At 60.8% G+C, this 1,368-nt stretch carries 1 protein-coding gene; it reads right to left on the bottom strand.

Features of this window, described 5'->3' with window-relative positions; translation table 11 throughout:
- Window positions 1-147: 147 nt before the first annotated feature.
- Window positions 148-1,280, bottom strand: a protein-coding gene (locus AC07E3_RS21380; RefSeq protein ID WP_478364741.1) for an IS3 family transposase whose coding sequence is annotated in 2 segments (ribosomal slippage) — window positions 148-1,025 and window positions 1,025-1,280 — 1,134 coding nt in all. Because the reading frame shifts where the segments join, the coding sequence is not laid out codon by codon here.
- Window positions 1,281-1,368 lie beyond the last annotated feature (88 nt).

The following is a 1,368-nucleotide window of genomic DNA, read 5'->3' as shown; positions in this document are numbered from 1 at the left end:
AGAGCTGGCTCCGGTTGTTTGGACAGCGCCCCGCGGAATTTAAGTGGATTCCTGCCGGGTTACACTGAGTGCGGGGCTTTGCGATTTTGCTGCGGCGTCGGGAGGGCGTAGCCCGACCAGAGCTGCGGCAAAATCGCGCGGCGACGATCACGCGACCATCGCCCTTACCTGCTTGCCGAAATAGGCCTCATCAGGCGTCCAGCCGTCAAGGCTCGAATGCGGGCGCCCCTGGTTGTAGAAGGTCAGATAGCTGGAGATCGACGCACGTGCCTGAGACACGCTGTCATAGGCGCGCAGATAGACCTCCTCATATTTGACCGTCCGCCACAGCCGCTCGACGAAGACGTTGTCGCGCCAAGCTCCCTTGCCGTCCATGCTGATGGCGACCCCGGCATTCAACAAGACGCCGGTGAAATCGGCGCTGGTGAATTGGCTGCCCTGGTCGGTGTTGAAGATCTCCGGCTTGCCGTATCTTACCAGCGCCTCCTCAAGCACCTCGACGCAGAACGCCGCCTCCATGGTGATGGAAAGCTGATGCGCCAGTACCCTGCGGCTGGCGACATCGACGACTGCGGCCAGATAGACAAAGCCGCGCCGCATCGGAATATAGCTGATGTCCATCGCCCAGACCTGGTTTGCCCGCTCGATCTTCAGCCCGCGCAGCAGATACGGATAGATCTTGTGGCCCGGTGCGGGTTTGCTCGTGTTGGGGCGGCGATAGATCGCCGAAATCCCCATCCGCTTCATCAGCGTTGCCACATGACGGCGACCGACCGAAATGCCTTCGCGTCGTAGCAGCGATCGAAGCATCCGCGTGCCCGCAAAGGGATAATCGAGATGCAACTCATCGAGCCTACGCATCAGCGCCAGGTCCTCATCCGAAACCGGACGGGGCTTGTAGTACACCGTGCTGCGCGCCAGGTTCAGAACCTTCGCCTGGCGCGCCACGGGCAGCTCGTGCTCGCGGTCAATCATCGCTTTACGCTCACAAGGCCGGCCTTGCTGAGCGCGCCGGACAAAAAATCGTTCTCCAATGCCAGTTCGCCGATCTTGGCATGCAACGCCTTCAGATCGACCGGTGCCTCGGCCGATCCCGCCTTGTCCTGCCCAAACACGCCTGCCGCGCCTTCCAGAAGCTGCTTGCGCCACGTCGTGATCTGGTTCGGGTGAACATCAAACTGCTGCGCCAACTCCGCCAGCGTCTTGTCTCCCTTCACGGCGGCCAATGCCACCTTCGCCTTGAAGGCCGATGTGTGATTGCGGCGTGGTCTCTTCGTCATATCAACTCCTGATTCGCAGCGACAATCCTCGCTGCCGTCAGGCAGAAAATCCACTTACACCACTGTCCGATTTTGCGGAGCCAGCTCT

This window comes from Nitratireductor lacus, assembly GCF_056431025.1.
This window is presented reverse-complemented; position numbering and strand designations above follow the sequence as displayed.